At 73.3% G+C, this 4471-nt stretch carries 5 protein-coding genes; all 5 read left to right on the top strand.

Annotation, left to right across the window (positions count from 1 at the left end; genetic code table 11):
• A partial coding sequence (locus tag ABEB16_RS08060) for a substrate-binding domain-containing protein (RefSeq protein WP_345711745.1) occupies positions 1–372 on the top strand: 372 nt, incomplete at its 5' end.
• A 42-nt stretch (positions 373–414) separates the two neighbouring features.
• The gene (locus ABEB16_RS08055; RefSeq protein ID WP_345711744.1) at positions 415–1653 is read left to right on the top strand and encodes a sugar ABC transporter substrate-binding protein; all 1239 of its coding nucleotides are present in this window, start codon (positions 415–417) and stop codon (positions 1651–1653) included.
• The gene (locus ABEB16_RS08050) at positions 1646–2647 is read left to right on the top strand and encodes a carbohydrate ABC transporter permease (RefSeq protein ID WP_345711743.1); all 1002 of its coding nucleotides are present in this window, start codon (positions 1646–1648) and stop codon (positions 2645–2647) included. Before ABEB16_RS08055 ends, ABEB16_RS08050 begins: the two co-directional genes overlap by 8 nt.
• 10 nt (positions 2648–2657) lie before the next feature.
• A complete protein-coding gene (locus ABEB16_RS08045; RefSeq protein ID WP_425560137.1) occupies positions 2658–3524 on the top strand; it encodes a carbohydrate ABC transporter permease in 867 nt (288 codons plus the stop codon).
• 40 nt (positions 3525–3564) lie between these two features.
• On the top strand, positions 3565–4383 hold the full coding sequence (locus ABEB16_RS08040; protein WP_345711742.1) for a ThuA domain-containing protein: 819 nt from the start codon (positions 3565–3567) through the stop codon (positions 4381–4383).
• Positions 4384–4471: the final 88 nt, after the last annotated feature.

The following is a 4471-nucleotide window of genomic DNA, read 5'->3' as shown; positions in this document are numbered from 1 at the left end:
GTGGTGGTGCCGGTGGAACCCAGCCGCGCCGGGGCCCGCGCCGCGGTGGCCGCGGCGCTGGCGGGCGGCCGCGGCGCGACGGGCCTGGTGGTGGCGAACTCCGCGGTCGTGCAGGAGGTGGTGCGGGCGCTCGCGGCCCGCGCCCTGGTGCCCGGGCGGGACGTCCCCGTGGTCGCGTTGTGCACCGACGCGACGGCCGAGGCCGTGGAACCACCGGTGACGAACGTGTCGCTGGAACCGCGCGACGTCTCCCGCCGCGCCATGCGGATCCTCTTCGCCCTGCTCGACGACGAGCAGGACGCGCCCCCGAGCGGTGTGACGCTCGTGCAACCCCGCCTGACCCGGAGGGCGAGCACCGCCCCCCGGTCCTGACCCCCGCCGCGGGAGGACCCGGCGCCGACGGAAGGACACGACATGGCTCGACGAGGAACCGTGCAGCGCAGGACGACCGCGGCCGCGGTGGCCCTGCTGGCCCCGCTCGCCCTGGTGGCGTGCGGTGGTGGCGACGACACCGCGGCCGACGCCACCGGCGAGGTCACGAGCCTCACCGTGCAGGACTACTACAACAACGAGCCCGACAACACCGTCTACCAGGAGGCGCTGGAGGCGTGCGGGCAGCAGGTGGGCGTCTCCATCGAGCGCACCTCCGTCCCCGGTGACAGCCTCATCGCCAAGGTGCTGCAGCAGAGCTCCTCGCGGACGCTGCCCGACATCCTGATGCTCGACAACCCCGACCTGCAGCAGATCGCCGCCTCCGGCGCGCTGGCACCGCTGGGCGACTTCGGGCTGAGCGCCGAGGGCTACGCCGAGGGCGTCGTCGACGCCTCCACCTACGACGGGGAGCTGTACGGCCTGCAGCCCGTCACCAACACCATCGCCCTGTACTACAACGAGGACGTGCTCGCCCAGGCGGGCGTCCGGCCGCCCACCACCTGGGAGGAGCTGAAGACCGCCGCGGCGGCGCTCACGCAGGGCGACCGCTACGGCATCGCCTTCTCCGGGATCAACACCTACGAGGGCACCTGGCAGTTCCTGCCGTTCATGTGGTCCAACGGCGGCTCCGAGACCGAGATCGCCAGCCCCGAGAACGCGGAGGCGCTGCAGCTGTGGGTCGACCTCGTCCGCAGCGGCTCGGCGTCGGAGGCCGTGGTGGGCTGGGCCCAGGCCGACGTCAACGACCAGTTCAAGGCCGGCAACGCCGCCATGATGATCAACGGGCCGTGGCAGAACCCCACCCTCAACGAGACCGCGGGGCTGAACTACGGCATCGCGCCCATCCCCGTGCCGCAGGCCGGCGACGAGGCCGTCGCGCCGCTGGGCGGGGAGACGTGGACGATCCCGCAGACCGGTGACGAGGCGCGGCAGGCCGCCGCCGCGGAGGTCGTCGAGTGCCTCACCAGCGACGAGAACCAGCTCGCGCTGGCGGAGAAGCGCTTCACGGTGCCCACCAAGACCGCCGTCGCGGAGCGGTACGGCCAGCAGGTCCCCGAGATGCAGGCCTTCGTCGACATGGTGCCCACCCTGCGGGCCCGCACCGGCGAGCTGGGCGAGGAGTGGCCCGAGGCCGCCACGAAGATCTACACCGGCGTGCAGACGGCCCTCACCGGCGGGGCGGAACCGCTGGCCGCCCTGCAGCAGGCCGAGAATGGCTGAGCGCCGCCGGCCCGTCGCGACGATGCCCGCGCCCCCCGCCGCAGCGGCGGCGGGGGTGCGGGGGGACGCGGCGGAGCCACCGGTCCTCGTCCGCCGCGGCCGCTGGGACGCGCGCCGGCGCGAGCGCCTCGTCGAGCTGGGCTTCCTCGCCCCGGCCGTCGTCTACGTGGCGCTGTTCTTCGGGTACCCGCTGGTGAAGAACGTCGTCATGGCGTTCCAGGAGTACACGACCCGGACGTTCTTCACCGGGGAGGCGCCCTGGGTGGGGCTGGCCAACTACACCGCCGTGCTGGGCTCCTCGGTGTTCTCCCAGGCGGTGCTGAACACCGCGCTGTTCACGGTCGGCTCGATCGCGGGGCAGTTCGTCCTGGGCCTGCTGCTGGCGCTGCTGTTCCGGCGGCGCTTCCCGCTGTCGGGCGTCCTGCGCTCGCTGCTGCTGCTGCCGTGGCTGGTGCCGCTCATCGCCTCCAGCGCGGTGTGGCGCTGGATCCTCGACCAGGACAGCGGGGTGCTCAACCAGTTCCTGCGCGCCACCGGTCTGGTGGACGGGCGGCCGGGGTGGCTGACGAGCACGTCGCTGGCGCTGCTGGCGGTGGTCGTGGTGAACATCTGGATCGGCATCCCGTTCAACACGACCATCCTCTACGGCGGCCTGCAGGACATCCCCGAGGAGCTGTACGAGGCCGCCGCCCTGGACGGCGCGACCGGCTGGCGGGCGTTCCGGCACGTCACCTGGCCGCTGCTGCGCCCCGTGGTGACCGTCGTGCTCGTGCTGGGCGTGGTGTACACGCTCAAGGTGCTGGACATCATCCTCGGCCTGACCGGCGGCGGCCCGGCCAACGCCACGCAGACCATCGCGACGCAGTCGTACCAGCTGTCGTTCCAGGAGTTCGACTTCGGGCAGGGCGCGGCCCTGGGCAACGTCCTCATCGTCCTGTCGCTGCTGTTCGCGGTCCTCTACCTGCGCGTCAACCGCCGCGCCGTCGACGAGTGAGGAGGCGGCGATGACCGCACCGGTGACGACCGCCGCGCCCGCGCGGGTGCCCGCGCCCGACCGCGCCCGACCGGGCGGGCGGCCCTGGGGCTGGACGGTCCTGGGTGTCGCGATCCTCGCGGTGATGCTGTTCCCGCTGTACTGGATGCTCAACGTCTCGCTGCAGCCGGGCGGCTCGGCGGTGGGGACGCCGTGGTTCCCGCTCGAGCCGAGCTTCGAGGGGTACCGCTCCGCGGTCGCGGACCAGGGCCGCAACCTCCTGACGAGCCTGGTCGTCGCCGCCGGCAGCGTCGTGCTCAGCCTGGCCGTGGCGGCCCCCGCGGCCTACGCCCTGGCCCGGTTCCGCATCCGCTGGGCGAGCTGGGTGCTGTTCGCGGTGCTCATCAGCCAGATGGTCCCGGGCATCGTCGTGGCCAACGCCCTCTACAGCGCCTACAACGACCTGGGGCTGCTGAACTCGGTGCCGGGGCTGGTCCTGGCGGACTCCAGCCACGGCATCCCGTTCGCGATCCTCGTGCTGCGCGCCTTCATGGGGTCCGTCCCGGCCTCCGTCGTGGAGGCCGCCCGGGTGGACGGCGCCGGGCAGGTCCGGGCGTTCGTCTGGATCGTGCTGCCGATGGCCCGCAACGCGCTCATCACCGCCGCCCTGTTCACGTTCCTCTTCACCTGGGGCGACTTCCTCTTCGCCCTCACCCTGACCACCACCGAGGACGTGCGCCCCATCACGCTGGGCCTCTACCAGTACATGGGGGCGTACACGAACGACTGGGGCGCCGTCATGGCCACGGCCGTGCTCGCCTCGCTGCCGGCGGTCGTGCTGCTCGTCGTCGCCCAGCGGTACGTCGCCGCGGGCGTCACCGGCGGCTCCGTCCGCTGACCCCCACCCCACCGACCCACCACCCGAGCCGAGGAGGACCATGACCAGCCCGAGCGACGGCGCCCCCACCCTGCGGGTGCCGCAGCCGCACGTCCCGCTGCGCGTCACCGTGTGGAACGAGAACCGCCACGAGCAGGAGGAGCCCGGGATCGCCGCGCGCTACCCCGCCGGCATCCACGGCGCCGTGAAGGAGGGCATCGAGGAGAACCTCGGCGCGGCGGTCGCCGTCCGCACCGCCACCCTCGACGAGCCCGAGCACGGCCTCACCGAGGAGGTGCTGGCCGCCACCGACGTCCTGACCTGGTGGGGGCACAAGGCCCACGGGGAGGTGTCCGACGCGGTGGTCGACCGGGTGCAGCGGCACGTGCTGGCCGGCATGGGCCTGGTGGTGCTGCACTCGGGGCACTGGTCGAAGGTGTTCCAGCGGCTCATGGGCACCTCCTGCACGCTGCGCTGGCGCAGCGAGCACGACCGGGAGCTGGTGTGGACGGTCGACCCGACGCACCCGATCGCCGACGGCGTGCCGCAGCCGATCGAGATCCCCGAGCAGGAGATGTACGGGGAGTTCTTCGACATCCCCGCCCCCGACGAGCTGGTGTTCGTCAGCTCCTTCTCCGGCGGGGAGGTGTTCCGCAGCGGCTGCACGTTCCGCCGCGGCCACGGGAGGGTGTTCTTCTTCTCGCCCGGCGACCAGGACTACCCCGTCTACCACCACCGGGACGTGCGCCGGGTCATCGCCAACGGCGTGCGCTGGGCGGCCTCGGTGCGCCCCGAGCGCGCCGAGCCGGTGCTGCTGCGCTACGACACCGGCGAGTTCACCGAGGGCGTCGACTACCGCACCGCGACGGGCCGGGCGTGAGCGCGCCCGCCGCGGGGCCGCGGGGTGCGCCGCTGCCCGTCCTCGTCGGGGGCGGCGGGGCGATGGGCCGGGCCTGGCTGGCGGCCGT

The organism is Kineococcus glutinatus (genome assembly GCF_039542765.1).
GTDB lineage: Bacteria > Actinomycetota > Actinomycetes > Actinomycetales > Kineococcaceae > Kineococcus_A > Kineococcus_A glutinatus.
This window is presented reverse-complemented; position numbering and strand designations above follow the sequence as displayed.

Bases quoted from the DNA above. Each gene is read 5' to 3' on its own strand.
- ABEB16_RS08055 (WP_345711744.1), top strand. From the start codon at position 415: ATGGCTCGACGAGGAACCGTGCAGCGCAGGACGACCGCGGCCGCGGTG.
- ABEB16_RS08050 (WP_345711743.1), top strand. From the start codon at position 1,646: ATGGCTGAGCGCCGCCGGCCCGTCGCGACGATGCCCGCGCCCCCCGCC.
- ABEB16_RS08045 (WP_425560137.1), top strand. From the start codon at position 2,658: ATGACCGCACCGGTGACGACCGCCGCGCCCGCGCGGGTGCCCGCGCCC.
- ABEB16_RS08040 (WP_345711742.1), top strand. From the start codon at position 3,565: ATGACCAGCCCGAGCGACGGCGCCCCCACCCTGCGGGTGCCGCAGCCG.